At 49.1% G+C, this 24,405-nt stretch carries 22 protein-coding genes and 1 other annotated feature; of the genes, 5 read left to right on the top strand and 17 right to left on the bottom strand.

Annotated elements, in window-relative coordinates; genetic code table 11:
• Nucleotides 1–63: 63 nt before the first annotated feature.
• The 3 genes from AC2T0J_RS23205 to AC2T0J_RS23195 all read left to right on the top strand — a co-directional run bounded on the left by AC2T0J_RS23205 (nt 64) and on the right by AC2T0J_RS23195 (nt 2,415).
• Complete coding sequence (locus AC2T0J_RS23205; RefSeq protein WP_489808074.1) at nt 64–468, top strand: MAPEG family protein; 405 nt, start codon at nt 64–66, stop codon at nt 466–468.
• Nucleotides 465–1,598: an alanine racemase gene (locus AC2T0J_RS23200; protein ID WP_489808073.1), complete on the top strand. Its 1,134-nt coding sequence runs from the start codon at nt 465–467 to the stop codon at nt 1,596–1,598. The genes AC2T0J_RS23205 and AC2T0J_RS23200 overlap by 4 nt, the downstream gene beginning before the upstream one ends.
• 100 nt (nt 1,599–1,698) lie before the next feature.
• Nucleotides 1,699–2,415, top strand: coding sequence for a substrate-binding periplasmic protein (locus AC2T0J_RS23195; protein ID WP_489808072.1), 717 nt, complete (start codon nt 1,699–1,701; stop codon nt 2,413–2,415).
• 50 nt (nt 2,416–2,465) lie between these two features.
• On the opposite strand, the gene hisIE is transcribed toward AC2T0J_RS23195, so the two are convergent.
• From hisIE to hisG, 8 genes are read right to left on the bottom strand one after another with little or no spacing between them, the layout of a single operon-like run.
• On the bottom strand, nt 2,466–3,086 hold the full coding sequence (gene hisIE / locus AC2T0J_RS23190; RefSeq protein ID WP_489808071.1) for a bifunctional phosphoribosyl-AMP cyclohydrolase/phosphoribosyl-ATP diphosphatase HisIE: 621 nt from the start codon (nt 3,084–3,086) through the stop codon (nt 2,466–2,468).
• A gap of 9 nt (nt 3,087–3,095) precedes the next feature.
• Entirely contained in the window at nt 3,096–3,887 is a 792-nt protein-coding gene (gene hisF / locus AC2T0J_RS23185) for an imidazole glycerol phosphate synthase subunit HisF (RefSeq protein ID WP_489808070.1), read from the bottom strand.
• Nucleotides 3,869–4,606 carry a 1-(5-phosphoribosyl)-5-[(5-phosphoribosylamino)methylideneamino]imidazole-4-carboxamide isomerase gene (gene hisA, locus AC2T0J_RS23180; RefSeq protein WP_489808069.1) on the bottom strand — a complete coding sequence of 246 codons (738 nt, stop codon included), beginning with the start codon at nt 4,604–4,606 and terminating at the stop codon, nt 3,869–3,871. Before hisA ends, hisF begins: the two co-directional genes overlap by 19 nt.
• A 2-nt stretch (nt 4,607–4,608) precedes the next feature.
• Complete coding sequence (gene hisH, locus AC2T0J_RS23175) at nt 4,609–5,214, bottom strand: imidazole glycerol phosphate synthase subunit HisH (RefSeq protein WP_489808068.1); 606 nt, start codon at nt 5,212–5,214, stop codon at nt 4,609–4,611.
• The gene (gene hisB, locus AC2T0J_RS23170) at nt 5,214–6,284 is read right to left on the bottom strand and encodes a bifunctional histidinol-phosphatase/imidazoleglycerol-phosphate dehydratase HisB (protein WP_489808067.1); all 1,071 of its coding nucleotides are present in this window, start codon (nt 6,282–6,284) and stop codon (nt 5,214–5,216) included. Before hisB ends, hisH begins: the two co-directional genes overlap by 1 nt.
• Nucleotides 6,281–7,366 (bottom strand): histidinol-phosphate transaminase, encoded by a 1,086-nt coding sequence (gene hisC / locus AC2T0J_RS23165; protein ID WP_489808066.1) that lies wholly within the window; start codon nt 7,364–7,366, stop codon nt 6,281–6,283. Before hisC ends, hisB begins: the two co-directional genes overlap by 4 nt.
• A 15-nt stretch (nt 7,367–7,381) precedes the next feature.
• A complete protein-coding gene (gene hisD, locus AC2T0J_RS23160) occupies nt 7,382–8,686 on the bottom strand; it encodes a histidinol dehydrogenase (RefSeq protein ID WP_489808065.1) in 1,305 nt (434 codons plus the stop codon).
• Between the two features lie 15 nt (nt 8,687–8,701).
• Nucleotides 8,702–9,604 (bottom strand): ATP phosphoribosyltransferase, encoded by a 903-nt coding sequence (gene hisG, locus AC2T0J_RS23155; RefSeq protein ID WP_489808064.1) that lies wholly within the window; start codon nt 9,602–9,604, stop codon nt 8,702–8,704.
• A 45-nt stretch (nt 9,605–9,649) separates the two neighbouring features.
• Nucleotides 9,650–9,766: a sequence feature (His leader region), on the bottom strand.
• A 220-nt stretch (nt 9,767–9,986) separates the two neighbouring features.
• On the opposite strand from hisG, the gene AC2T0J_RS23150 reads away from it, so the two are divergent.
• Nucleotides 9,987–10,340, top strand: coding sequence for a hypothetical protein (locus AC2T0J_RS23150; RefSeq protein ID WP_489808063.1), 354 nt, complete (start codon nt 9,987–9,989; stop codon nt 10,338–10,340).
• Here the strand turns inward: AC2T0J_RS23150 and AC2T0J_RS23145 are convergent.
• Nucleotides 10,331–12,631 carry an efflux RND transporter permease subunit gene (locus AC2T0J_RS23145; protein ID WP_489808062.1) on the bottom strand — a complete coding sequence of 767 codons (2,301 nt, stop codon included), beginning with the start codon at nt 12,629–12,631 and terminating at the stop codon, nt 10,331–10,333. The genes AC2T0J_RS23150 and AC2T0J_RS23145 overlap by 10 nt on opposite strands.
• A gap of 129 nt (nt 12,632–12,760) precedes the next feature.
• Between AC2T0J_RS23145 and AC2T0J_RS23140 the strand changes: the two genes are divergently transcribed.
• Nucleotides 12,761–13,180 (top strand): CBS domain-containing protein, encoded by a 420-nt coding sequence (locus AC2T0J_RS23140; RefSeq protein ID WP_489808061.1) that lies wholly within the window; start codon nt 12,761–12,763, stop codon nt 13,178–13,180.
• A gap of 15 nt (nt 13,181–13,195) precedes the next feature.
• On the opposite strand, the gene AC2T0J_RS23135 is transcribed toward AC2T0J_RS23140, so the two are convergent.
• The 8 genes from AC2T0J_RS23135 to asnS form a co-directional block, all read right to left on the bottom strand.
• On the bottom strand, nt 13,196–13,678 hold the full coding sequence (locus tag AC2T0J_RS23135; RefSeq protein ID WP_489808060.1) for a GNAT family N-acetyltransferase: 483 nt from the start codon (nt 13,676–13,678) through the stop codon (nt 13,196–13,198).
• Nucleotides 13,679–13,794: 116 nt separating this feature from the next.
• Nucleotides 13,795–16,938: an efflux RND transporter permease subunit gene (locus AC2T0J_RS23130; RefSeq protein ID WP_489808059.1), complete on the bottom strand. Its 3,144-nt coding sequence runs from the start codon at nt 16,936–16,938 to the stop codon at nt 13,795–13,797.
• An 18-nt stretch (nt 16,939–16,956) separates the two neighbouring features.
• Nucleotides 16,957–18,111 carry an efflux RND transporter periplasmic adaptor subunit gene (locus tag AC2T0J_RS23125; RefSeq protein ID WP_489808058.1) on the bottom strand — a complete coding sequence of 385 codons (1,155 nt, stop codon included), beginning with the start codon at nt 18,109–18,111 and terminating at the stop codon, nt 16,957–16,959.
• A gap of 126 nt (nt 18,112–18,237) precedes the next feature.
• The gene (locus AC2T0J_RS23120; protein WP_489808057.1) at nt 18,238–19,365 is read right to left on the bottom strand and encodes a GGDEF domain-containing protein; all 1,128 of its coding nucleotides are present in this window, start codon (nt 19,363–19,365) and stop codon (nt 18,238–18,240) included.
• The gene (locus AC2T0J_RS23115) at nt 19,349–19,930 is read right to left on the bottom strand and encodes a PqiC family protein (protein WP_489808056.1); all 582 of its coding nucleotides are present in this window, start codon (nt 19,928–19,930) and stop codon (nt 19,349–19,351) included. The genes AC2T0J_RS23120 and AC2T0J_RS23115 overlap by 17 nt, the downstream gene beginning before the upstream one ends.
• 5 nt (nt 19,931–19,935) lie before the next feature.
• The gene (pqiB, locus tag AC2T0J_RS23110; protein ID WP_489808055.1) at nt 19,936–21,570 is read right to left on the bottom strand and encodes an intermembrane transport protein PqiB; all 1,635 of its coding nucleotides are present in this window, start codon (nt 21,568–21,570) and stop codon (nt 19,936–19,938) included.
• Nucleotides 21,567–22,655: a paraquat-inducible protein A gene (locus AC2T0J_RS23105; protein ID WP_489810398.1), complete on the bottom strand. Its 1,089-nt coding sequence runs from the start codon at nt 22,653–22,655 to the stop codon at nt 21,567–21,569. Before AC2T0J_RS23105 ends, pqiB begins: the two co-directional genes overlap by 4 nt.
• 177 nt (nt 22,656–22,832) lie before the next feature.
• On the bottom strand, nt 22,833–24,230 hold the full coding sequence (asnS, locus tag AC2T0J_RS23100; protein WP_489808054.1) for an asparagine--tRNA ligase: 1,398 nt from the start codon (nt 24,228–24,230) through the stop codon (nt 22,833–22,835).
• Nucleotides 24,231–24,405 lie beyond the last annotated feature (175 nt).

The raw sequence follows: 24,405 nt of genomic DNA, 5'->3' as shown, positions 1-24,405 counted from the left end.
TTACCCTTTACCTGTTTCACTGTCACAATGATCACCTTCTAACGAGAAGGTAGTAGTGAAAAGATGATCGTGCTTCCGGTAACTGCTTTTTATGCCAGCATTCTGGCATTTATCTATTTGTACATTACCACATTGGTGATTATTCACCGGCGTAGCAACCGAATTGGTGTGGGTGACGGCGGTGATGAAGTGCTGCAGCGACTGGTTCGCGTCCATGGCAATTTCGCTGAGTACGTACCGCTCACGTTACTGCTGCTGGCTATTCTGGAAATCAGCACTGAAATTCCCTGGCTAATTCATTTGTTTGGTGCCTCATTGGTAATTGGACGCGTTTTGCATGCTTACGGGCTGCGGCATTCTGTCGGTGCGACCTGGCAAAGGATAGCGGGTATGATGCTAACACTGATGTCGATGTTTGGCCTGGCCAGCGCCAACCTCACACTGATCTACTGGTTACCGTTTTTATGAATCTGTTTGCTCAACTGATAACTCCCGCGTGTCTGCTCGATTTCGAAAAGTTCCGGGCGAATTGCCAGCGAATGCAGGCCGTCGCAGACAGCGAGCAACTTACGCTTCGCCCGCACGTTAAAACCCTTAAATCACTGGAGGCGGCAGAGTATTATGCGCCGGCCTCTGGTCCGGTTACCGTGTCGACCCTGGCGGAAGCGGCAGCCTTCGCCGCTGCCGGTTATACCGATATTCTTTATGCGGTGGGGCTCTCACCCAATAAATTCCCGCAGCTAGCCGCCATACAGCGATTGGCGCCGGATTTTACGGTAATAGCCGACAGCCTTGTCGCCGTGAGCGCTTTAAGCAAGTATGCCAGTGAGCTTACATTACCTTTGTCAGTGATGCTCGAGGTTGATGTGGACGATCACCGTGCTGGTTTGTTGCCGGACTCCACTGAACTGGTTGCTTGCGCCAGGCTGTTATCCAACACCCCGAATATTCATTTCCGCGGCATAATGACCCATGCCGGCGCCTCTTATGATTGTCACTCCAGGGCCGCGCAGCAGGCTATGGGGCAACAGGAATGTGAGCGCATAGCGAGCGCTGCAAATACCTTGTTACATGCAGGTATACCCTGTGAATTAGTCTCGGCGGGTTCAACCCCTACGGCGCTGGCAGGCATAAATCACACCGGCATTAATGAGCTACGGGCGGGCGTGTATGCCACATTTGACTGTGTTATGGCCGGACTGGGCGTTTGTGAAACCAATGATATTGCCCTGTCAGTGCTGACTTCTGTTATTGGTCATCAGCCCGATAAGAACTGGGTGATTGTGGATGCCGGCTGGATGGCTTTGTCGCGCGATCAGGGAACGGCATCACAGCAACAGGACTGCGGGTATGGATTGGTTTGTGATGAGCATGGCAAGCTGCTGGATGGCTGGTATGTGAGCGCTACCAATCAGGAACACGGTATTATCCGTCATCGCGATAACCTTACGCCGCCAGAGTCTGTCTTTGGCTATGGCCGTTTACTACGTATTTTACCTATTCATGCCTGTGCCACGGCAGCCCAGTATTCGAAATATCATGTGATTGGCAATGACGGCGATGTCACGGCTATCTGGTCGAGGGTAAACGGCTGGTAGTATGCTGGTCTGTTGAGCAGACTTCTTCAGGTCGTAAACTGGGCAAAAATGCCTTATCAGTTTACACTTAAATGATATCGTTTATGAGTTGCTGTCCTAAATGAAGTTTCGCCACCTAATCAGTAGTATTTTTTTATTCGGATTCAGTATCGGAGGCGTATTCGCTAACACGCCTTCGTTGGTCGTGTTTACCGAATTGTCCCCTCCTTATCAGTATCAGGCTGACGATCAGGTTCGCGGTATTGCCACGGAGCGGGTCCGCAACATTATTTCTCATGCTGGCCTCACTGCGGAATTCAAGATATATCCCTGGGCCAGAACGATGCTCAATGTTGAACGCTCCAGTCGTGCCCTCGTTTATTCCATTGCAAAAACGCCAAAGCGGGAAGCCCGGTTTCACTGGATTGCTCCGGTTGCCAGGTTTAACCTGAGTATTCTGGCACTTGCCAAACGAGATGATATCCAAATTAGTCAGCAACTCAGTTTAGAAGGCTTGTCGGCAGCCGCGCAGCGAGGTGATATCGCTGAGTCATGGCTGGTTAGCAAAGGACTCGTAGAAGGTCGTGATTTGCTGATTTGTGCCGATATTCTGTGCTCATGGCAGCAGTTAAAACTTGGTACTGTCGATATAATAATTGAAGATCCGAACCTGATTGAAACCACCGCCGAGCTGGCTGGCCTGCAGGCTGGGGATATTAAGGTTGTGCAGCCCATTCCTGCCTTGTCTGTAGTGGCTTATCTGGCAGCTAATGGCAATATGGAGCCGGAACTAGTGAGTCGCTTACAGGTTGCCGCCCGGGAACTGGGTTATCAGTAACTCGTCACAAAAAAGGCCACCATCCGGTAGCCTTTCTCTAGGTCTGGTCATTAGCCTTTGTGGCGTTCTCTGAGTACGTTTACCGCATCAGATACCGACATATCACAGGCCTGGAGCAATACCGTTAAATGATAGAGTAAGTCAGCTGCTTCGTTGCGCAGTTCTTCTTTATCCATTACCGTTGCCGCCAATGCTGTTTCAACGCCTTCTTCACCGACCTTCTGGGCAATACGTTTTACGCCTTTATGGTAAAGACTGGCCGTGTAGCTGGACTCTGGATCTGCAGCCTTTCGAGCTGCAAGTACTCGTTCCAGATCACCAATAAAAGTGTAATCGGCAACCTCGCCATCAAACCAGCAGCTCTCTGCCCCGGTATGGCAGGTCGGGCCATTAGGGGTTACCAATACGAGTAAGGAATCATCGTCGCAATCACTGCTGACACTGACCAAATCAAGTGTGTTGCCGGAGGTTTCACCTTTCTGCCATAAACGCTGCTTAGAGCGGCTAAAAAACGTGACTTTACCGCTGCTCAGGGTGACATCGAGAGCTTCCGGGTTCATGTAACCCTGCATCAAAACTTTTCCGGTCACTGTATCCTGCACAATGGCGGGCAGCAGATTATCCATTTTTTCCCAGGCTAACTGGCCCTGGGTGTCTTGTGTAATTTTCATAGTTATTCCTTATACACCAACCGTATAACGCTGGCGCATGGGGACACCAGCAGCCACCAGGGTCGCTTTTAATTCGTCGATGTTAATAATGGCTTTATGGAACACCGAGGCGGCCAGCGCGCCGTCGACATCGGCTTGCTTGAATACGTTGGTGAAGTGCTCAATGGCACCGGCACCGCCTGAAGCAATCAATGGAATGTTACAAACTTCCCGTACTGCTGCCAGCTGCGTAATATCATAACCTTTGCGCACGCCGTCCTGATTCATGCAGTTAAGCACTATTTCGCCGGCGCCTCGTGATTGCACTTCTTTGATCCAGTCCAGGGTTTGCCAGGCAGTTTGCTGGGTGCGGCTTTCATCGCCGGTAAACTTGTACACTTCATACTGATTGTTGGCTTCGTTATAAAAGCTGTCGATACCAATCACGACGCATTGCTGGCCATATACATCATGCAACTGATTAATCAGTTCCGGGTTAGTCAGCGCCGGAGAGTTTATCGAAATCTTATCCGCGCCCATTTCCAGAATACGACCGGCATCTTCCACCGATTTTATGCCGCCTGCCACGCAAAACGGGATATCAATCACCTGGGCAATGCGGCTCACCCAGCTTTTATCCACCACCCGCTGATCAGAACTGGCTGTAATATCATAAAACACCAGTTCATCGGCACCTGCTTTAGCGTATTGCTCGGCCAGCGGGACAATGTCGCCGATAATTTCGTGATTACGGAATTGTACGCCTTTAACGACTTTACCGTCGCGTACGTCCAGACAGGGGATTATCCGTTTTGCCAGCATGCGATAGCCTCCTCAACGGTGAATTTACCTTCCAGTAATGCCCGGCCTAAAATAACACCGCCCACACCGGTTGGGCGTAAAGCGCGAATATCATCAAGGCCGCCAATGCCACCAGAGGCCTGCCAGGATACATTGGGGAACTGTTTACTTACTTCGGTATACAACTCCACGTTAGCGCCTTTCAGCGTGCCGTCACGGCTAATATCGGTACACAGAACGTGTTTAGCATCCACTTCGGCAAATGCTTCGAGGATTTGCTCCAGCGACACACCGGAGTTTTCCTGCCAGCCATGGGTAGCAATAAACTTATTACCGTCATCGTCGATGTTGATATCCAGTGCCAGTACAACGTGTTCAGGCCCATACTGGTTTACCCAGTTTTTTACCAGCTCGGTTTGTTTCACGGCCAGAGAGCCAATCACCACGCGGCTCACGCCGGATTCAAGCAGTTGGGCCACTTCGCGCTCTTCACGAATACCGCCACCCGACTGGAATTTCATTCGTTTGGTGTCGACCATGGCGCGAATGAGTTCCAACTGACGTTTGTCGGTGTCTTTAGCACCGGTAAGGTCAACGATGTGTAACCACTGGGCACCCTGATCAGCATAGCTGTGTACTACCTCAACCGGGTCGAGGGTGTACTGGGTTTTTTGGTTATAGTCGCCCTGGTAGAGTCGTACCACGGCGCCGTCGATTAAATCGATAGCAGGTATAATCATAATTATAGGTTCACAAAGTTGGTTAGCAGTTGCGCGCCGGCTTCACCTGAACGCTCAGGGTGAAATTGCACCCCAAAGAAATTATTGTAAGCAATGGCTGCCGAAAACGTCTGGCCGTATTCGCAGCTGGCCAGGGTATGTTCATAAACAGGCACGGCAAAGCTATGCACAAAATAAAAATAGGTGCCTTCACCTAATCCTTTAAACAGCGGTGAGTCGCCGACCGGGCTAATGGTATTCCAGCCCATGTGTGGTAAACGTAGTTCTCCCGCCTGCATGCGCTTAACGTGGCCGGGTAACAGTTTTAAACAATCGATGGTGCCTGTGGTGGCTTCATCCGATTGCTCAACCATAAGCTGCATGCCCAGGCACACGCCCAGTACCGGCTGAGTGAGTCCCTGCAAAGTGGTAATCAGCTGCTTGGCGGCAATGCTGGTCATCGCTGCGCCCGCTGCACCCACGCCGGGTAAAAACACCTTATCGGCACCTTTAATGACCGCCGGGTCGTCCGATACCGTAACACTCACTCCTAAACGTTCCAGAGCAAATTTAACCGAGGAAATATTGGCGCAACCGGTGTTAACAATAACAATGGTTTGCTGGGTCATTACAGGGCTCCTTTACTGCTTGGCAGGGCATCACCCGAACGGGTTATCGCCTGACGTAATGCCCGGCCAAATACCTTAAACAGGCTCTCTACCTGATGGTGAGCATTGCCTTCGCTGGTAGATAAGTGCAGTGATAATCCCATGCTTTGCGCCAGCGAATAGAAAAAGTGCTCGACCATTTCGGTGGCCATTTCCCCTACCTGATCACGGCTGAATTTAGCATCAAATTTCAGGTAAGGGCGATTGGATATATCCATAATACACTCAGCGCGACACTCATCCATCGGCAAGGCAAAGCCAAAGCGACCGATACCACGTTTGTTTCCGAGCGCCTTTTTCAGGGCTTCACCTAACGCCAGCGCGGTATCTTCCACACTGTGGTGATCGTCGATGTGCAGATCGCCATTGGTTTTCAGTTGAAGCTCAAAGCCGCCATGGGTGGCAATCTGGTCGAGCATATGGTCAAAAAAGCCCATGCCGGTGGCAATGCTCGACTTTGCCGCCGAGTCTAAATCCACCCGTACATGAATGTCGGTTTCAGAGGTAGTGCGGGTCACTTCAGCAATGCGTGAGGACGCCAGTAACTGCTTCTCGATAGCTGGCCAGTTAATGCCGTCACGGCTGTACTGAATACCTTTGATACCCATATTTTCGGCCAACTGCATATCCGTTTTGCGATCGCCAATTACGTATGAGCGGGTAAAGTCGACCTTACCCTGTTGCAGATAGTCTTTTACCAGGCCAAGCTTTGGCTTGCGACAGGAACAGTTATCTTCATCAAAGTGCGGGCAAATCAGCACATCGTCAAAGGTTACGCCCTGACTTTCAAACACCGCCATCATGGCATTGTGGGGCAGGTCAAAATCGGCCTGCGGAAAGCTGTCGGTGCCCAGACCATCCTGATTGGTGACCATCACCAGTTTAAAGCCGGCGGCTTTCAGTTTTAATAAAACCGGTATGACCTGGGGTTCGAACACCAGCTTTTCCAGGCTGTCGAGTTGTTTGTCGATGGGGGGCTCTTCTACTAAAGTGCCATCACGGTCGATAAATAAAATAGCTTGCTGGCTCACTGTGCTGCTCCCGCTTGCTCAAAATAAGCATCTAATAAGGAAAGTAAACGCTGATTCTGTTCAGCGCTGCCAATAGTTACCCGCAGGCAGTTTTGCAGGTTAAATTGTTTTGACTGGTCGCGAATAAGCATGCCCTGACTAACCAGGTGCTGCATAATTTGTGCGCAGTGGCCGTGGCGGAACAAAATGTAGTTGGCTTTAACATCGCCAATCAGTTCTACGCCGGGCCGCTTGGCCAGTTCTGCCTGCAGGGAACTGCGTTGTTCATTTAAAAACGCTACCTGTTGCTTCATTCGCTCAATATTCTCCGGCATTAGCGCCTGCGCCACAATTTGTGCCACCGGCTCCGGGATGGGATAGGGCGCAATCACTTTTAGCAGCGATTGGATAATCGCTTCACTGGCGATAGTAAAACCACAGCGTAATCCGGCCAGCGCAAAGGCTTTAGAAAGCGTTCGCAGGATGACCAGATTCGGATAGTCTGCCAGCCTCGTTGCCCAGGTGTTTTCGATATCAAACTCAATATAGGCTTCGTCTACCACCACCAGGGCGGTGTCGGCGAAGTGCGTAAGCACGGCAGTTAAATCAGCCTGACTAACCTGAGTGCCGGTTGGGTTGTTAGGCGCGCAGATAAATACCAGATTAACGTTATCTGTGGCACAAATACCATCTACATCCAGACTAAAGTCGTTGTTTAATGGTACACGTTTAATGCCTACATCACAGGTTTCAGCACTGATAGCATACATGCCGTAAGTGGGTGGGCAAATCAGAATATTGTCTTCACCCGGCGTACAAAAGGTGCGAATTAACAGCTCAATACCTTCGTCGGCACCGCGCGTCACAATGAGTTGTGACTTATCTACGCCGGCATATTGGGCGTAGCCGTTAATGACGCTGTCGGGCTGACAGGAGGGGTAACGGTTAAAGTTACCGGCATCAATATTGTAAGGGTTGGCAAAAGGCGACTCGTTGGCATTCAGCCAGTCCTGACCACCGGAAAATAACCGGCGCGCTGACTCATAAGGTTTCAGCGGCACCAGATTGGCGTTGATTAAAGTATCAACCAGTTTGCTTGTCATAGCGGTCTCTGTAAGTTAATCGTTTTGCTTGTTCAATTTATCCAGCCGATACCCTACCGCATTGCGGTGAGCATCAAGCCCTTCGGCATCGGCCAGTTGCATAATGGCCGGGCCTAAATTGCGCATGCCGTCTTCACTGAGCTCCTGAATAGTGTAGCGGCGCATAAAGTCCAGCAGTCCGAGACTGGAGTAATTTCTGGCGTAGCCATAAGTAGGCAATACGTGATTGGTGCCAGAGGCGTAATCGCCGGCACTCTCAGGCGACCACGGGCCTAAAAATATCGAGCCGGCATGTTTAATTAGCGGCAGCAAACCCCGGGCGTTATCGCATTGCACAATTAAGTGTTCGGGGGCGTACTGATTGCTCACTGCAATGGCTTCATTTACTGAGCCGGTCAGAATATAACGGGCATTTTGCATGGCTTTGCTGGCAATACTGTTGCGCGATAACTGGGCTAATTGTTTGGCAACGGCTGCTTCTACAGCCTTAATCAGATCAGCACTATTAGTCACCAGGATAGCTTGTGAGTCAGGGCCGTGTTCGGCCTGGGAAAGTAAATCAGACGCGACAAAGTCGGCGTCGGCGCTTTCATCAGCGAGCACCAGAACTTCGGATGGCCCGGCAGGAATATCAATGGCAGCACCATCAGCGCGCTGGCTGACCTGTTGTTTGGCTTCGGTGACAAAGCTGTTTCCGGGGCCAAATATTTTATCTACCTTAGTAATAGTGTCGGTACCAAACGCCATGGCGGCGATAGCCTGAGCACCACCACACAGATAAATTTCGCCAATCCCACAGCATTTAGCGGCATAGGCAATTTCAGGGGCAATTTCCTGTTCAGCATTAGGCGGTGTGCAGAGTACTTTGCGTTCACAGCCAGCCACCAAAGCCGGTACGCCCAGCATCATTACCGTGGAGGGTAAGGGGGCACTGCCACCAGGAATGTATAGCCCAACAGCTTCCAGTGCAGTAAAACGCTGCTCGCAAACTACGCCTGGCGTAGTGGTAAGCCGGATATCCTGCGGATACTGGGCTTCATGGAATTGTTTTACATTGGCAAAGGCGGTTTGAATGGCGTCTTGCACTTCAGGCGTAACGCGTGCAGCCAGTTCATCACGTTTTTCAATACTGAGTTTCAGGCTGGTAAGCGCCGGTGAGTCGAAACGGCGGGTAAATTCCAGTACCGCCTCGTCACCCCGTGCAAACACCTGAGCAAGGATGTCTGCCACCGTAGTTTTGAGTTTGGCGCTGTCGGCCATCGCCGGGCGAGCCAGCGCATCAACTTGTTCAGCAAAAGTCAGAGTAGACCAGTTAATCATAGGATTAGCCTCGCTTTAACCCATCATTTTTTCAATTGGCATAACCAGAATGGAACTACAACCCAATGCTTTCAGTTTTTCCATGGTTTCCCAAAACAGATTCTCGGGGCTGACTACATGGATTGCCACCGTGTCGTCGCCACCTGCTAAAGGCAGTACGGTCGGATTCTCAGCGCCGGGCAGTAAGCTTTTTACCTGCTCCAGATAGGCTTTAGGCGCGTGCAGCATAATATATTTGCTTTCTTTGGCTTGCATTACGCCATCAATACGGGGGACCAGACGGTTAATCAGTGCTTGTTTTTCTTCATTGATTTCACCATCGGCACGTTGGATGAGCACCGCTTTAGAACGGAAGATAACTTCTTCTTCCTGCAGGCCGTTGGCTTCCAGAGTGGCACCGGTTGATACCAAATCACAAATGGCGTCGGCCACACCAGCGCGTGGAGCCACTTCTACTGAGCCGGTTAACATTACCGCTTTAGCGCTAATGCCTTGTTCTTTGAAATAGCGTTCAAGCAGGTAGGGGTAGGTGGTAGCCACTTTTTTACCGGCTAGTGATGCAGCACCACTGTAGTTCATCTCGGTAGGTACAGCGAGTGATAAACGGCAACCGCCGTAATCAAGACGGCGTAGAACTTCAAAGTCTGCCGGTTTACCCGCTGCCTGACGCTCAAGCATTTTTTCTTCTAACTCGTTTTCACCAATAAAGCCCATGTCAACAACACCGTCCATAACCAGGCCCGGAATATCATCATCGCGCACCCGCAGCAGGTCGATATTCTCATTGGTAGAATGGGCAATCAGCAGGCGATCGCGAATGTTGAGTTTAATGCCTATAGCTTTAAGAAGTGCAATGCTGTCGTCGCTCAAGCGACCTGATTTTTGAATTGCAATTCGCAGTCTGCTGTTATCACTCATGGTGATGATCCTCTAATTAGTCCTGAATTTGGTGCGCCATTAACGAAAAACCCCCGGAAGTTTCCTTCCGGGGGTCGATATGCTTTATCTGCGCCACTGGAAGGAAAACAACAACCTTCCAGCACAAACCTGAAAGGTTATGCTTTATGATGGTGGTGATGAATGGCGGCGCGTTTAATCATGTTTAAAAATGTGTTCATTAATTTAGACGCGCAAACAATAGCCAAGACGCGCAGCCATTGCAAGTGTTTTGCAACTTTTGCAGGTAAATATACTCTAATAAATGGTTATAAGGCCTGTTAGTTTGGAATGAATACCCTAAACTGGTGAATAATTATACATAAAGGCGTATAGTTGAGGCAAAGGTTGGGAGGTGATTGTTATGAGTAACGATCTATTGTTTTCGGTTTTGCCACGGGAAGGCAAGGTGCCGGTGGTAGTCGACGAAAAGGTCAAGCGGGTCAGTAAGGAAACCCGGGCTAAGCACCTGTCTGAAGATGAGAAACAAACCCATGATGAAGAACGCCTGATCAGTGAGCAGGAGCAGTATAAGGTGCATGAAAAAGCACCACGTCAAGAGCAGGAGTCTTCCCGACAACAGCCTCGCGAGCAAGCTGACAAACAATCTGCTGCACCAGTGCCGGATGACGAAGAAGAGCTGCTCTACGATAGTCATGGTGAAACGCCGGAGCATGATCACGACCCTGATGCTCCGCATATTGATATCTATGAGTGAGCTTTGGCCGTTCTGTCGGTATCCAGCCACAGTAAAAACGCGGGCAAAAACAGTAGATCAATGATCAGCGCACCAACCAGAATAATGGCGGTCAGCAGGCCCATGTCTGAATTCAGCGCGAAACTGGACAGGCTAAGAATACCAAAGCCAACGGTCAGCACTGTGGTCGTTACAATAAGCGCCTGACCAATGGTTTTGTAAGCATATCGCACCGCTTCTTCGGCGCTTTTACCTTGCTCTCGGGCTTTTTTATACTTCGATAAAAAATGCACTGTGTCATCGACAATGATCCCCAGCGTCATACTGAGTACCACCGAAAGTGCCATATTGATTTCACCGGAAAGCAATGCCCAGATCCCAAAACCTAACCCTGCTGGCAGCAAATTAGGCACCAGGCTGATCGCGCCCAGTTTTAGTGATTTCAAGGCAAAGATTAGCAGCACTGAAATGATCACCAGCGCAGTGAGAGACCCCTTCAGCATACTTTGCATATTGGTTTCGCCAATATGAGCAAACATCAAAGCCGGGCTTGCCGCGGTTAACCTGAGTTCCGGTGCCAGTTTGTGAAAGAAGTCCTTGGCGCGCTGTTCAAAGGTTGTGAGCTCTTTACTGCCAAGGTTATCCAGCGTCACGCTAATTCGGGTTGCGGCTTTGTCGACGTCTATCTGATTATTTAAATCGAGACCATAGGGCAGAGACATTTCAAACAGCAATAGATACTGGGCGGCCAGCTCCGCATCAAGTGGTAACCGGTAAAAACTGTCATCATCGTAATTTATGTTTTTGTTGAGCTTTTTATAGGTGTCACTGATGGAAGAAACATGATCAACCTCCGGCTGTGCCCTTAACCACTCTGTCAACGCCTGAACCGACGTTAAGACTTCAGGCCTGTTGATGCCCGATATTTCGTCAGTGTAAATGGCAAAATCAATGGTGGCGAGGCCGCTAAGGTGATCAGACTGATAATCTGCCGCCTGACGGAAGGTGTTATCCTGACTGAAGTACTTGATAGCAATGTCATTTAACTGGTTAGTTGAAGCCAGAATCAATGCGGTAACAAAAACGATTGCACTGTAGGGTAATATCCGGCGGTGATAGCTGATCACCCATTCACTCAGCCCGGTGAGCCAGGGCAGTGGTTTGGTACTGGTTTGACGCGGAGGCTTAACCGGCAAAACCTTTAGCATTGCCGGCAACAGTGTGAGGGCCAGCACACAGGCAAGCATTACACCCATCGCCGTGAGGTTACCCAAGTCCGCCAGAATGGGGACATCGGAAAAGTTAAGGGTTAAAAAGCCGATAGCGGTGGTAACCGACGTGATGACCACCGGCATAAAGTTTAGTACCAGCGCATTATGTAAGGCTTTATCGCGGCTTTCACCTTCACGCATATGTTGAAACCAGGAGGCAGTCACGTGCACACAATCAGCCACTGCCAGCGTCATCACCATGGTGGGAACGTTGACCGTTGATACACTTAAAAAGAAACCGCTCCAGCCGGCAAATCCCATCGTTGCGGCAATGGCGGCTGCTACGATAACCAGAGTGGTAATGGCGGCAAAAATGGAGCGCATCAGCACTCCGATCATTACAATTATAGCGGCAAACATAGCCGGTACTAAGGTTGCAGCATCGTCGTTTGCGGCAATCTGGAAGGCATCATTAAGCATGACCACACCAGTTAGATACAGCATATGATCAGGGTGCTCCTCGGCGACCCGGGCTTTAATATTTTTTACAAAATCACCAATTTCAGCCACTTCAGGGGTTTGATCGCCATCGCTCATGCGTACAGTTATACTGATAACTGCCACCTGGCCATCCGGTGAAACCAGCCTGTTCACCACATCAGGTTCACTCAGAGCGACTTGTTCAATATTATCGATGACTTCAGGTGTGAGGGTTTGCCAGTCAGGGTAGAGTTTATCCACGATTAAATCGTCACCCTCAGCATAGGTATGCTGAAAATTGGTAATGGAGTTAATGCGGATGGAGTAGGGGGTTTGCCAGGCTTCTTCTGTGAGGGATTGAATTAAATCCAGGGTGGTGGCATTAAATACACTGCCTGAATCCGGAACAACCAGAATATTTACCGATTCCGTTTTATTAAACATATCCTGCATTTCTTCGAATGCTACTCGTTGGGGGTTATCCTCGCGAAAAAAGGTCTTGTAGTCGCCGCGGAAATACAGGTTTTGTGCACCTGCTGCCAGCGTGACAATCAGAATACTGCTACACAGAATAATCAGGTAAGGATGATTAAGGAATCGCTGGTAGAGGCGAGAGGTCATTTGACGTCCTTCGAATTGTTATATTGTCATAGACTATATAAACTACTATCACACGGTAAAGTGGATATTTCCACCGATGAAACAGAGTCATTTGGCCGTTTATTGTCGCTAATCCCGGAGCAGTATTAAATGAGTATACCCAGTGTCATGACCCACCGCATAGTGACTGTTCAAATGGATGATTCACTGGCCGTGGTAAAAGGGATATTCGATGCCAGTAGCTTTCATCACTTGCTGGTGGTTGAGGATGAAAAGCTGGTGGGAGTGGTATCAGACCGGGATTACCTGAAAGCGATCAGTCCGTTTATCAACAGTATCAGTGAGCGCATCCGTGACCGGGCTACCCTGGAGCGCAAAGTGCATCAGATAATGACCCGGGATGTCATTACCCTAAAAGTTACCGACACCATGGTGAAAGCTATTGGTTTATTTAACCAGCATAGAATTTCCTGTCTGCCGGTAATTGATGAGGAGGAAAAACCTCTAGGTATTGTCAGTTGGCGGGATATATTTCGCTATTTTGGCGCTTCGGTGGAGAAGCGCCGCTAGCCATTAGTTACTGGCTCAGGCCTGGCTACCCAACGCTTTGAGAGCTTCTCCATCCAGGCGGTAGCGGATCCACTCACCCTGAGGCTTAGCGCCCAGTGATTCATAAAAATCAATGGCGGGCTGATTCCAATCCAGCACACTCCATTCAAAACGGCCACAGTCTTTTTCCACTGCAATGCCAGCCAGGTGGGTTAGCAGTTGTTTGCCGGCGCCGAGTCCTCTGCTTTGCGGTGAAACATAAAGGTCTTCAAGATAAATGCCGTATTGGCCCTGCCAGGTAGAGTAGCTGAAAAAGTAAATGGCAAAGCCAATAGGCTGCCCTTCATGTTCGCAGATCAGGCCATGTGCATGGGGCGTTTCACAAAACAGGGTATTGTGAATGTGCTGTGGTGTGGCTTTCGCTTCGTGCTCAGCTTTTTCGTAAATCGCCAGCTCTTTAATGAAATGTAAGATGGTTTCGGTATCTGAGATTTGAGCGGGGCGTATAGTAATAGCCATAAGGTCTCCTCGGTCGAACAATGTCAGGGTAATCTGTTATTAATGGTGGCGAAGTTTACCTGAAAAGGTCGCAGGCAGCACGGTCAGAACAACCGTGCTACCCGATATCTACTGGCTCAGGAAAGCTGGGGTGTCTTCCCTGTCAGCTTATTTTTTATTAATGGAAACAGGGCGAAGAATTTGCGGAAGAGAATTGTTAAATCCTGCAAAATCAAATACAGACAAGGTACCAATAATAACGTTACGAGTGTGGCATACAATACTGCTGAGCCCAGCGCAGCCGCCATTGGGATAACAAACTTGGCTTGCAAACTGGTTTCAAACAGAATTGGCATGACACCGGCAAACGTGGTGATGGATGTCAGAGTAATCGCACGGAATCGAGCACAACCGGCTTCCCGAACGGCTTGTAGGATGGAGTGTCCCTCCACTCGTTTCTGGTTGATGTAATCCGTCATTACCAGGCTGTCGTTAATGACTACCCCGGCTGCGGCAACTAAGCCGAAGGTCGACATCATACTCAGGTCCAGGTCAAGCAGGTAATGAGCCCAGATGGCACCGGTCAGGCTGAATGGGATCACCGACATAATGATTAACGGCTGGCCATAGCTCTTCAGCGGTACCGCAAGCAGAATATACACCATGATCATGGCAGCCACGAAGAACATGATTTGTTCGTTCTGCTGAGCCTGTTGCTCTTCAATGTCGCCGCCCAGTTGAGTTTGTACATTGGGGAACTCCTCGAACAGCTGGGGCAGCAGTTTTTCGTCAATACTGGCCACTACCTCGTTAGGTTCAACCTGTTCTTCATCGATGGCACCCCAGACATAAACCGAGCGGTAGCCTTCTTCGCGACGAATGTAGCTGATGCCGGGCTCTTCACTCAGAGTAACCACGTCACCTAACATTACTTCATCACCTTCCGGTGTGGTAATAACGGTATATTTTAGGTCAGAAAAGCGCTCCCTGGTTAACCGCGGATAACGCACCATCACCCGGACTTCCTCGCCGTCACGGATCACCCGCTGGGCTTCACCGCCGTAAAAGCTCAGGCCAACCTGATTGGCAATGCTACGCAGATTGAGGCCGAGCTCATAGGCTGCCGGTAACAGTTCCATTCGAACTTCTTTGCTGGCCGGGTCAATGGTAGAGCTTACATCATAAAGGCCCTTTTCCTGCTGTAACATTTGAATAAAGCGTAATCCCGCTTCGTTAAGAGATTTAATGTCGGCACCGTATAGCAGATAACCAAACTCGCCATTATCACCGCCGCCGTTCACATCGTCTTCAATGCTGAAGCTCTTCATTCCGGCGATTTCAGGGATCCTTTCGCGCCATTTACGGGCCAGTTCAAAAGTATTAAAGTGGCGTGCGTCCTCATCGACCAGAGGAATAACCAATCGCGCTTCGGTACGGGACTCGTTAAACGCCAGCAAATCTTTGATCATGCCAGAGCCATATTCTTTGATGGTCTCTTCTTCTACCTGCCAAATCACTGACTCGATGGTTTTCAATGCTTCAATGGTCGCCATATCCGACACATTTTCGTTCATTTCAATGCCGATACTCGGAAAGTCATGTGGCACTTTAGGTTGCGGTATCATTCGAACATGATTACCGGCAACCAGCCCCCAGCTCAGCATCAGCATAGCAACAAACCCCGCCAGTACAGCCCAGCGCCACTGCACGGCTCTTTCGACAGTGCGGCGATACGGGCCATGAACAAACTGATTAAATTTAGCGTTAAAGCGGGCACGCCAGCCATCAGGTTTTACTTCGCTGAACTTTATGTGGGCGATGTGCGCAGGCAGGATTAATTTGGATTCAATCAGACTGAAGGCCAGGCATAAAATCACAACAATAGCGATATTGTAGAAGAATTCACCGTCAGGACCGCTACTGAGGGTAAACGGTGCGAACACCGCGATGGTAGTTAACACCCCGAAAGTGGCGGGTGTCGCTACGCGTTTGGCACCGCGGATAACGTTTTCTACTCCGGTCCCTCGTTGTTCTATTTCTGTATAGGCACTTTCACCTATCACTATGGCATCATCCACCACAATACCCAGTACCATGATAAAGGCGAACAATGACAGGATATTCACACTTACGCCAAAAACTGGCATCAGCATAATCGCGCCTAAGAAACACAGCGGCAGCCCCACCATTACCCAAAATGCCAGGCGGAAACGCAGGAAGATTGTCAGCATTAGAGCAACCAGTAGCGAGCCCTGAAACAGGTTATTGAGCATCATGTTCAGACGGGCATTTAAGTAATAGGTCATGTCGACCAGCTCTTTCAGCTCTAAACCGGCCGGCAGCTCCTTGTTCTTAAATGCCATGAAGTCTTTCACTGTTTCTGCAATCGGCACAATGCTTTGCGATTTGGTTGCATTCACTGCGATCAATACCGCGTTTTGTCCGGTATAGCGGAAGTATCGCTCACCCTCCGTAAAACCGTCTTTGATCTCCGCAATATCGGCGAGTACCACTTTGGCACCGTCCGCGCCGATTTTTACCGGGATGCTGGCAAATTCATCACCATTATAAAACTGACTTTCAATACGCACAGAGACCAGGCCTGCGTCAGTACGTAACTGACCGGCTGAAATATTGGCAGAGTACTGATTAATGGCACTAGTAACATCTGAGATAGTCAAATTATACATGCGCAGCAGCTCAGGCTTAATCTCGATGGCGATTTCATCACTTGGCACCCTGGCATTGGCCAGAGAAACGTTACTTAACTGGAGTAAATCGTCCTCAATTTCCTTGGCGATAGGTTTTAATTCCTCCAGGGGAATATCACCCACCAGGGCCATTTCGTACACCTGCTGCTGAAACTCCGCCTGAGAAATGGTGACGGGCTCCATATCGGCCGGGAAGGTGGCAATACTGTCAATGCGCAGTTTTACCTTATCCAACACATCAGTAAGTTCTTCATCTTTATCAATTTCCAGCGACACCCGGCCGCTGTTTCTGTACGCGCGGGATACCGTGCGTTTAATTTCGCTAACGTCTTTCAGGCTTTCTTCTATCTTGATCAGGATACTTTCTTCAATTTCCTGCGGTGACGCGCCACGATACTGCGCCGAGATATTGATAAAGTTTCTCTCGATATTCGGAAACATCTGACGTTGAATGGTTTTGTAACCGAAGGCACCCATTATAAGAATGAATACCATCAGCAGGTTGGCGGCAACCGAATTACGGGCAAACCACGAAATAAGCCCGGTTTGAGGGTTTAATGGATCTGACATTACGCTGGTTTCCGTTGATTAGGGTTGTTTTGCGACAAGCTTATCGGCACCTTCAATGACCTTCACGGCCATTCCGTTCTGCGGATACTCCGGCAGTGTCATAACAATGCGGTCATCAGCGGCTATATCGACCCGAATTAAAAACTCACTGCCCACTTCACGTACTACTTCAACCGGTTTTGCCACCAGTTTGTCGGCATCGTCCAGGATCCAGAGTTGGCGTCGGGTTATCAGTTCCTGAGGAATACGGTAAACGTTATCAATGGTTTTACCGTTAAAAGAAACCTTGGTGTAAGCACCAAAGCGCAGAACCGGTTGTTGCGAGCTTAATCCGTAAGGGTCGACAATTCTGGCCACCAGGTGCGTCATGCGGGTCGCACTGTCGTAGATACCTGAATCGCGAACAATAGTAGCAGAGCGTTTAATTTCGTCGGTAGTACCGTTCAGCAAGGACACTGTTGCTTTAGTACCGTTGAGGACCTCCGGCAGGAAAGCCTGGTCGAATCGGGCCAGAGGAAAAGTGACCTCGCCTATTTCCACATTGTACAAGGTGGCGGCGGAGGTTCCCACGGTCAGAAAATCCCCTTTACCAATGGAACGGCTAACAATCAGTGCGTCATAGGGCGCAACAACCTCACAATTGGCGAGATCGCGTTTAGCAATTTTCATTTGTGCCTGTGCGGCCTTAACCGCTGCTTCGGCAGATAAAATCTGTGGCTTGCGCAGGTATAAATCGGTCACTCTTGAATTGGGTAAGGTGGCGGCTTCTCGCTCGGCAACATTGGCCAGGGCTTTTTCTTCTATCAGGGCAGCCTGAGCATTAGCCAGTGCAGACTCCGCTTGCAGCAGGGCCGCAGTGTAAGTATCTTTTTCAATCGAGAACAGCGTTTCGCCGCGCTTTACAATGCCGCCGGCAACGAATTTCGGATTCCACTCGACTACTTCTCCGCTCACCTGAGCCGCAAGGCGGGTGCTTTCTAAAGGCGCAAGTTCGCCGAAAGCTTCAATATTGATCGCAAAGGACTCAGGCTTTAACTGTGTAACCTGTACGGTCGGACGGGTATCAACCGACTCATTTTCTTCTGCGGTGTCACCCAATGCGGTAACGGTTTTCATTGCTCCAATCCCCAGAACAATGATGGCTATTGGTAAGATTACTCTTATCAATTTCATATTTTGTACTTCCTTTGACCCTGGATACGCTTTCATTCGAATGTATAGTATGAGCGATGTTAGCCATCGGATCGTTTTATAATTGTAACCAACTATTAAAAAGTAATGCTGCGAAAGCTCATCGTTTTATGGTGTTAATGATGACGCACTTAAGGCCTTATTGCGACCCTTTTCTTTTGCCTGGTAGAGAGCTTTGTCGGCCAATGATAGGGCATTGTTTAATCCCTTCGCCAGGTTGATTTGGGCAACGCCAAAGCTGGCGGTGATTGTTAGTGAGGTGCCTTGGACTTGTATCGGCGTTGATTGGAGTTTTTCACGGATTTTTTCGGCCAACACGAGGCCATTGTTTTCATTTGTAGTAGGTAGAACAAACAGGAACTCTTCGCCTCCCCAGCGAGCCACGCCATCCTGATCCCTAATAACCTCTTGGAACAGTTTGGCTACATGCTTCAGAGCGAAATCTCCGCCGTCATGGCCGTAAGTATCGTTAACTTGTTTAAAGCGGTCTATATCACACAGAATCAAGGTTACCTGTTCCTGCTGGCGCTTGGCGCGATTAATTTCGTGATCAATAAAATTTTGAATGCCGCGCCGGTTTGGAAGGTCGGTCAGGGCGTCAAATAATGCTTGTCGCTCAAATTTTTCACTGATATCACGAATAATGGTAAAGCTGGTCTGACGGCTATGTTCATAAAAAGCTGACAAAAAAGTAACGGTGGCAAAAGACAGTAACAGCCTGACCTTAAACTCATGGGTATAACTGGTAACAAGCAACGTATCATCTGGATAAAATAAGACCAAAGTGCATAAGGCCATAAAGAGACAAATGGTTATGACACCGTAAAATACCCCTGCAAAAAACATGGCTACCGGAGGCAGAACATATATCCATAAAGGTCCGGTGCCCGCCACACCACCAAATATAACCAGGTAAAGCATCAGGCTCATCAGGCAAACCACTAGCAGCGTAGGGGCTATAATATGGCTGTGTTTTAGTTTGCTGTGAAGCAGAACGCCTTTGCATAATCCAAATAGGGAAGCAGAGGAGAGCAACACAACTCCTAACGAATAACTTTGATTTAGCAGGGCTTTAATACCTAGAACCAGAGTGATGGACATCCCCACAATTGCAAAAAGGTTTATTACCATAATTTTGCGGTTCGTTTCTTCGTCAAGCCCCTCTCGGTAGCCGCTGCTAATCAGGCTATTGAAATGGTGTTTTATGAATTGGTAGGAACTATCTAACAGCTTCAACTCTTGTCACAACATCGTTGGTAAGTTTATCTATCAGCAAACGCATTTGCGATACTGAATAGGCAAAACCATCCTTGTTGAGAGGCAACAGATAGTTAAACTTAATAATCTGCGGTGCCACCCCGTCTTTTTCCAGCCTGAATTTTCCTTTCAAAACGAGTCTACCATCGTAGGTGGGAATAAAATCGTCCAACTGGATGTCTAAAATGTACTCTGGTTGGACAGGATTTGTCCACTTACTTTGCATTCGAAGTCGCATTTTATGGCTTACAGAAAAGGATTCACTCAATGCCATCTTAAAATCGCGGTCAAAGGGTTCAGCCCACACGTGTTTGGGAGCGAAGTGTATTTCGCTGTCACTGAGCTGCAAACTCAGGTTACGTTGTTTGAGGTAATCCGGGGCACTGAGTGAACGCAAAAACAGGGTTGGCTGGTCGCTAATATCGCGGCTGGACTCTGTCATTTCCAAAGTTGGCTCGTGCAGCAAATAGTAATTTAAACCAATCGGTTTACTGCTGCAGCCTACTAACCACAGTACTGCGATACCCGTTATCCACTTCTTCATTGGTTTCACTCCTGCGCCTGTGGTTGAATATCAATCTCGGCATTATCCGAGAAAATCAGCCCATTAGGGGTTTTATTAAGTTGCATGAGCAGAGGCTGAATGGCCCTGAGTGTTTCCTGCAACGAGTCGACGGTGTTGGCAATTTCCGCTTTACTTAACCCACCTTCAGAATAATGCTGTAAGAGGCCCTCAAATGCCTGCAGACTATGTTGAATCTGGCTGTTCAGCTGTTCCGTATCAAGTGCAGCAATGGTTTCGTTAAAGTTACCACTGGTTTCATTGACTGATTCGGCCGCGCGGTTAAGAGTGTCGATGACCGAAGTAATATCAGCAATCAAGGCCTCCAGGGGGAGTGCATTGATTTTGTCTAAAATGGCATCGGCTTTTTGGGTTAACTGGGTAAACTCACTGGACACCGTGGGGATGACGTCCATATTGTTTACCGACAACAAAGAGGCGGTGTCTGGCTGGTCCACGTGTTGCAAGTCAACAAATAATCCGCCGGTAATCACATTACCCATTCGCAGGGTTGCCCTTAAATCCTTTTTTATCCAGCGTGATAATCGTTCTCTAAGAAAGGCCAGACCTTCCTGACTGTCTTCCAGGCGCGCTTTACCCGGATATATATTGATTAGCACCGGTATCGGATACTCATCATCCAGTAAGCTACCCACGTCAACGTTATTAGCATTTATGGCGGCTACTTTACCAATCTGCAGGCCCCGGTATTCTACCGGCGCACCGACCGTAAGCCCCCGCACGCTTTCATCAATCAGCAGGATATACTGAGCGGCATAGCGAAACCGCTCGTCAGCAGCCGCGTTATAGTCGCCGTAGATAACAAATTTGGCATTATCATCAATCGGATTACCTTTAGTATCGCCCTGTGGATTGCCAAACGTTACTCCGTTTGCCAGTAAGGTTTCGAGGCTGCCGGTTTGAATGGTAAGGCCGTTAGAGGCCAGTTGCAGTTTGACACCGCTAACATTCCAGAAGCGCGTGTTTTCATCAATTAACTTATGGTAGGGCGCATGAATAAACGCCCGGTAGGTAATCTGGCCTTGCTCTACATCGAAGTTTACTTCCTCAAACTCACCAACCTTAAACCCTTTATAAATTATAGTATCTCCGGGTTTATAAGTTAAATCATCGGTATCGCTGCGTAATTCAACGTGTAAGCCTGGGGTGCCGGGCGGTGTAACCGGTGGCCTTTCAAGGGCGGTAAAATGATCCTGCTCGGTTTGTCCGGTTTCTGCGGTCATAGCAATAAAGCTACCGGAAAGTAAGGTATTGAGTCCGGAAACCTCAGAAAACGAAACACGGGGTGCGACAACCCAGAAGCGGGTCTTTTCATTGAGCAGGCGGGCTGCACTTTTTTCCAGCCGGGCTGTTACCGTAACCCCGTCCAGCTCGGGCTTAAGCTCAATTTTCTTTACCTGGCCGACGTCCAGATCACGTATTTTAATGGGAGTTTTATTGACCTCAATGCCGCTGGCGGAACTCATATCGATAGTGATCAGCGGACCCTGATTCTGCCATTGGTAATAAACCATCCACGCGCCAATGAGTAACGCAATAATAGGGATTACCCATACTTTGGAAATTCGCGTTGTCGGTTTTATTGCTGCATTATCGGTCATAAATCTGAGTCTTTCCTTTGCTGCCAGATTAAGCGGGAATCAAATGTCATTGCTGCCAACATGGTAATAAATACCAACGCACAAAACGCCAGAGCCGCCGGCCCTGGATGAATCGCCAGGGTACTGCCAAGCTGGATAAGTGCCACAAGTATAGCCACGACAAATACATCTATCATCGACCAGCGGCCAATAAATTCGATAAACCGGTAGTAGCGGATTTGCCTGCCGGGATTCGTCAGTTCTTTAAATTGTACTGCATAGGTCAACCTGGCGAGCACCACCAGTTTGGCCACCGGGATCACGATACTGGCTACAAATATCACCATGGCCACCGGGTATGAGCCCGACTCCCATAACGATATCACGCCGCCCATTATGGTATTCGGCTCAGAACTGCCGAACAACTCAGTACTCATTATGGGCAATGCATTAGCCGGAATATACAGGATTAACGCTGTAAACAGCAATGCCCAGGTACGCTGAATACTCAGGCTCGCCATATGCGGTGTAAGTGGGGTGACTTCAGGTAACTCACCATTATGCAACCACAATTTGAGGCGGGTATCGTCAAAATAAAACAGCGCCGCGCTCATGCACACGCTGAACAACACAAAGGCATAAAAAGACAAGCCAATGGCGATATCGGCCAGGGAAGTAATTTTTATCAGACTTACCAGCGTACCGAGCAGGAAAATCTCAGCCATGCTCCAGGGCATCAGCCATTCTACCCAGCGCAGCACGGTTTTCATCCAGGGGCTAGGTGTGGTCAGCAAGCGGCAGGTAAGTAGAATAATTAATCCAACCAGCACCAGCCCGGGTAACACTAGAGTGGCCAAGCCTGTGATGATAGCCAGCGTGACATAATCCTGCTCCACGAGCACGTTCAGGCCGCCCGGTAAATCGATACTGTTTTGCTGACCATTGGCTCTGAAAGAAAGGAAGTTAAAAGGTAGTGACAGGACTAAAAAAATCATCGCTGACAGCGACAAGGCCAGAGACGCCGGCATATCATTGCGGTGGTAAATACTCAGTGTATAGCCGCAGCGTGGACATACAGCACGCTGTTTATTTTGCAAAGCCGGCACGTTCACATTGGCTTCGCACTGAGGGCAGGTGATATTACATAGAGGTGGCGCTGACATCACGGGCGTCGAAAAGTGTTTTGTTTAGCTTAACCTAAACACTGGCGACTTAAAATAGAACGGGGCGCTTAATGCGCCCCGCGGGTGTTTAAGAACTGGTGTTAACCAGTCATTTAGTTGCTAGTAGCTGGCGTTACCCGGTGTACGTGGGAACGGGATAACGTCGCGCACGTTTTGCATACCGGTCACATAAGCTACCAGACGTTCAAAACCTAGGCCGAAACCGGAGTGGGGCACCGTACCGTAGCGGCGTAAATCGCGATACCAGCCGTAGTCTTCCTTGCTCAGGCCCATTTCTTCCAGGCGGTTGTCGAACACATCAAGACGTTCTTCACGCTGGGAGCCACCAATGATTTCACCGATACCCGGGGCCAGTACGTCCATCGCTGCGACGGTTTTACCGTCATCATTTAAGCGCATGTAAAAGGCTTTAATGTCTTTCGGGTAGTTTTGCATGATGATAGGTGCGCCAACATGCTCTTCAGCCAGGTAGCGCTCGTGTTCACTGGATAAGTCAATCCCCCAGCTCACCGGGAATTCGAAGTCTTTGCCACAGTTTTCTAAAATGGTAATCGCATCGGTATAATCCATGCGTACGAAGTCACTGCTGATAAGTTTTTCCAGGCGGTTAATAGCGTCTTTGTTAATGCGCTGGGCAAAAAATGCCATGTCATCGGCACGTTCTTCCAGTACGGCTTTACACACATACTTCAGCATATCTTCTGATAACTGCGCAATATCGTTCAGGTCGGCAAACGCCACTTCCGGTTCGATCATCCAGAACTCAGCCAGATGACGCGACGTGTTACTGTTCTCTGCTCTGAACGTTGGTCCAAAGGTGTAGATTTTAGACATGGCACAGGCGTAAGTTTCACCGTTTAACTGGCCTGAAACGGTCAGGTAAGCTTCGCGACCGAAAAAGTCTTCGCTGTAGTCCACAGCGCCTTTGTCGGTTTTGGGGATGTTCATCATATCCAGGGTTGAGACGCGGAATAATTCGCCGGCACCTTCGGTATCGCTGGCAGTAATAATTGGCGTACTGATCCAGAAATAGCCCTGTTCATGGAAAAAGCGATGAATCGCCTGTGACAAACAGTTACGGATGCGCGTAACGGCACCAATAACGTTGGTGCGGGCGCGTAAGTGTGCGTGTTCACGCAGATATTCGATGGAATGGCGCTTAGCGGCCATGGGATAAGTGTCCGGGTTTTCAACCCAGCCCACGATTTCTACGTCCGTGGCGTCCAGTTCAAGTGCCTGGCCTTTGCCCTCGGACGCTTTTACATTAGCGGTAACCACCAGTGAACAGCCTGCCGTTAAACGTTGAATATCGGCATAATTGGGTAAGGTATTGAGTGCAATGACCTGTACAGGGTCGAAACAACTGCCATCATGCAAAGCAATAAATGAAAGGCCTGCTTTTGAATCGCGACGGGTACGAACCCAGCCTTTAACCGTTACCGATTCGCCAACCGCGTACTTACCAGCTAGTACGTCAACTACGGGGGCGTGTGTCATGGTTACTTTCTCCAATCAAAATGTGTCTTTATGTAATCGCAAATCATCGCATAGGCTAAGCGTGATTGCATCCAGATTCATTAAACAAAATGATGTGTTGGCCGATAATGGGTATTAGAGCGGTAAAAAAGCCGTTTTTCATCCGTAGCCTGCTTGAATAATAAGCAGTGTGGTA

The sequence above is a fragment of the Alteromonas sp. ISO5 genome, assembly GCF_058105165.1.
Note: the sequence above shows the minus strand (reverse complement) of the source record. Positions and strands in the feature narration are given on the sequence as shown.

What these genes read in the sequence shown, in the direction of transcription:
- AC2T0J_RS23145 (WP_489808062.1), bottom strand. Translation starts at nt 12,631, where the DNA reads ATGACCTCTCGCCTCTACCAGCGATTCCTTAATCATCCTTACCTGATT.
- hisG (WP_489808064.1), bottom strand. Translation starts at nt 9,604, where the DNA reads ATGAGTGATAACAGCAGACTGCGAATTGCAATTCAAAAATCAGGTCGC.
- asnS (WP_489808054.1), bottom strand. Translation starts at nt 24,230, where the DNA reads ATGACACACGCCCCCGTAGTTGACGTACTAGCTGGTAAGTACGCGGTT.
- AC2T0J_RS23125 (WP_489808058.1), bottom strand. Translation starts at nt 18,111, where the DNA reads ATGAAATTGATAAGAGTAATCTTACCAATAGCCATCATTGTTCTGGGG.
- hisF (WP_489808070.1), bottom strand. Translation starts at nt 3,887, where the DNA reads ATGCTGGCAAAACGGATAATCCCCTGTCTGGACGTACGCGACGGTAAA.
- AC2T0J_RS23135 (WP_489808060.1), bottom strand. Translation starts at nt 13,678, where the DNA reads ATGGCTATTACTATACGCCCCGCTCAAATCTCAGATACCGAAACCATC.
- AC2T0J_RS23195 (WP_489808072.1), top strand. Translation starts at nt 1,699, where the DNA reads ATGAAGTTTCGCCACCTAATCAGTAGTATTTTTTTATTCGGATTCAGT.
- AC2T0J_RS23115 (WP_489808056.1), bottom strand. Translation starts at nt 19,930, where the DNA reads ATGAAGAAGTGGATAACGGGTATCGCAGTACTGTGGTTAGTAGGCTGC.
- AC2T0J_RS23150 (WP_489808063.1), top strand. Translation starts at nt 9,987, where the DNA reads ATGAGTAACGATCTATTGTTTTCGGTTTTGCCACGGGAAGGCAAGGTG.
- hisC (WP_489808066.1), bottom strand. Translation starts at nt 7,366, where the DNA reads ATGACAAGCAAACTGGTTGATACTTTAATCAACGCCAATCTGGTGCCG.
- pqiB (WP_489808055.1), bottom strand. Translation starts at nt 21,570, where the DNA reads ATGACCGATAATGCAGCAATAAAACCGACAACGCGAATTTCCAAAGTA.
- AC2T0J_RS23205 (WP_489808074.1), top strand. Translation starts at nt 64, where the DNA reads ATGATCGTGCTTCCGGTAACTGCTTTTTATGCCAGCATTCTGGCATTT.
- AC2T0J_RS23130 (WP_489808059.1), bottom strand. Translation starts at nt 16,938, where the DNA reads ATGTCAGATCCATTAAACCCTCAAACCGGGCTTATTTCGTGGTTTGCC.
- hisH (WP_489808068.1), bottom strand. Translation starts at nt 5,214, where the DNA reads ATGACCCAGCAAACCATTGTTATTGTTAACACCGGTTGCGCCAATATT.
- hisD (WP_489808065.1), bottom strand. Translation starts at nt 8,686, where the DNA reads ATGATTAACTGGTCTACTCTGACTTTTGCTGAACAAGTTGATGCGCTG.
- AC2T0J_RS23140 (WP_489808061.1), top strand. Translation starts at nt 12,761, where the DNA reads ATGAGTATACCCAGTGTCATGACCCACCGCATAGTGACTGTTCAAATG.
- hisA (WP_489808069.1), bottom strand. Translation starts at nt 4,606, where the DNA reads ATGATTATACCTGCTATCGATTTAATCGACGGCGCCGTGGTACGACTC.
- AC2T0J_RS23200 (WP_489808073.1), top strand. Translation starts at nt 465, where the DNA reads ATGAATCTGTTTGCTCAACTGATAACTCCCGCGTGTCTGCTCGATTTC.
- hisIE (WP_489808071.1), bottom strand. Translation starts at nt 3,086, where the DNA reads ATGAAAATTACACAAGACACCCAGGGCCAGTTAGCCTGGGAAAAAATG.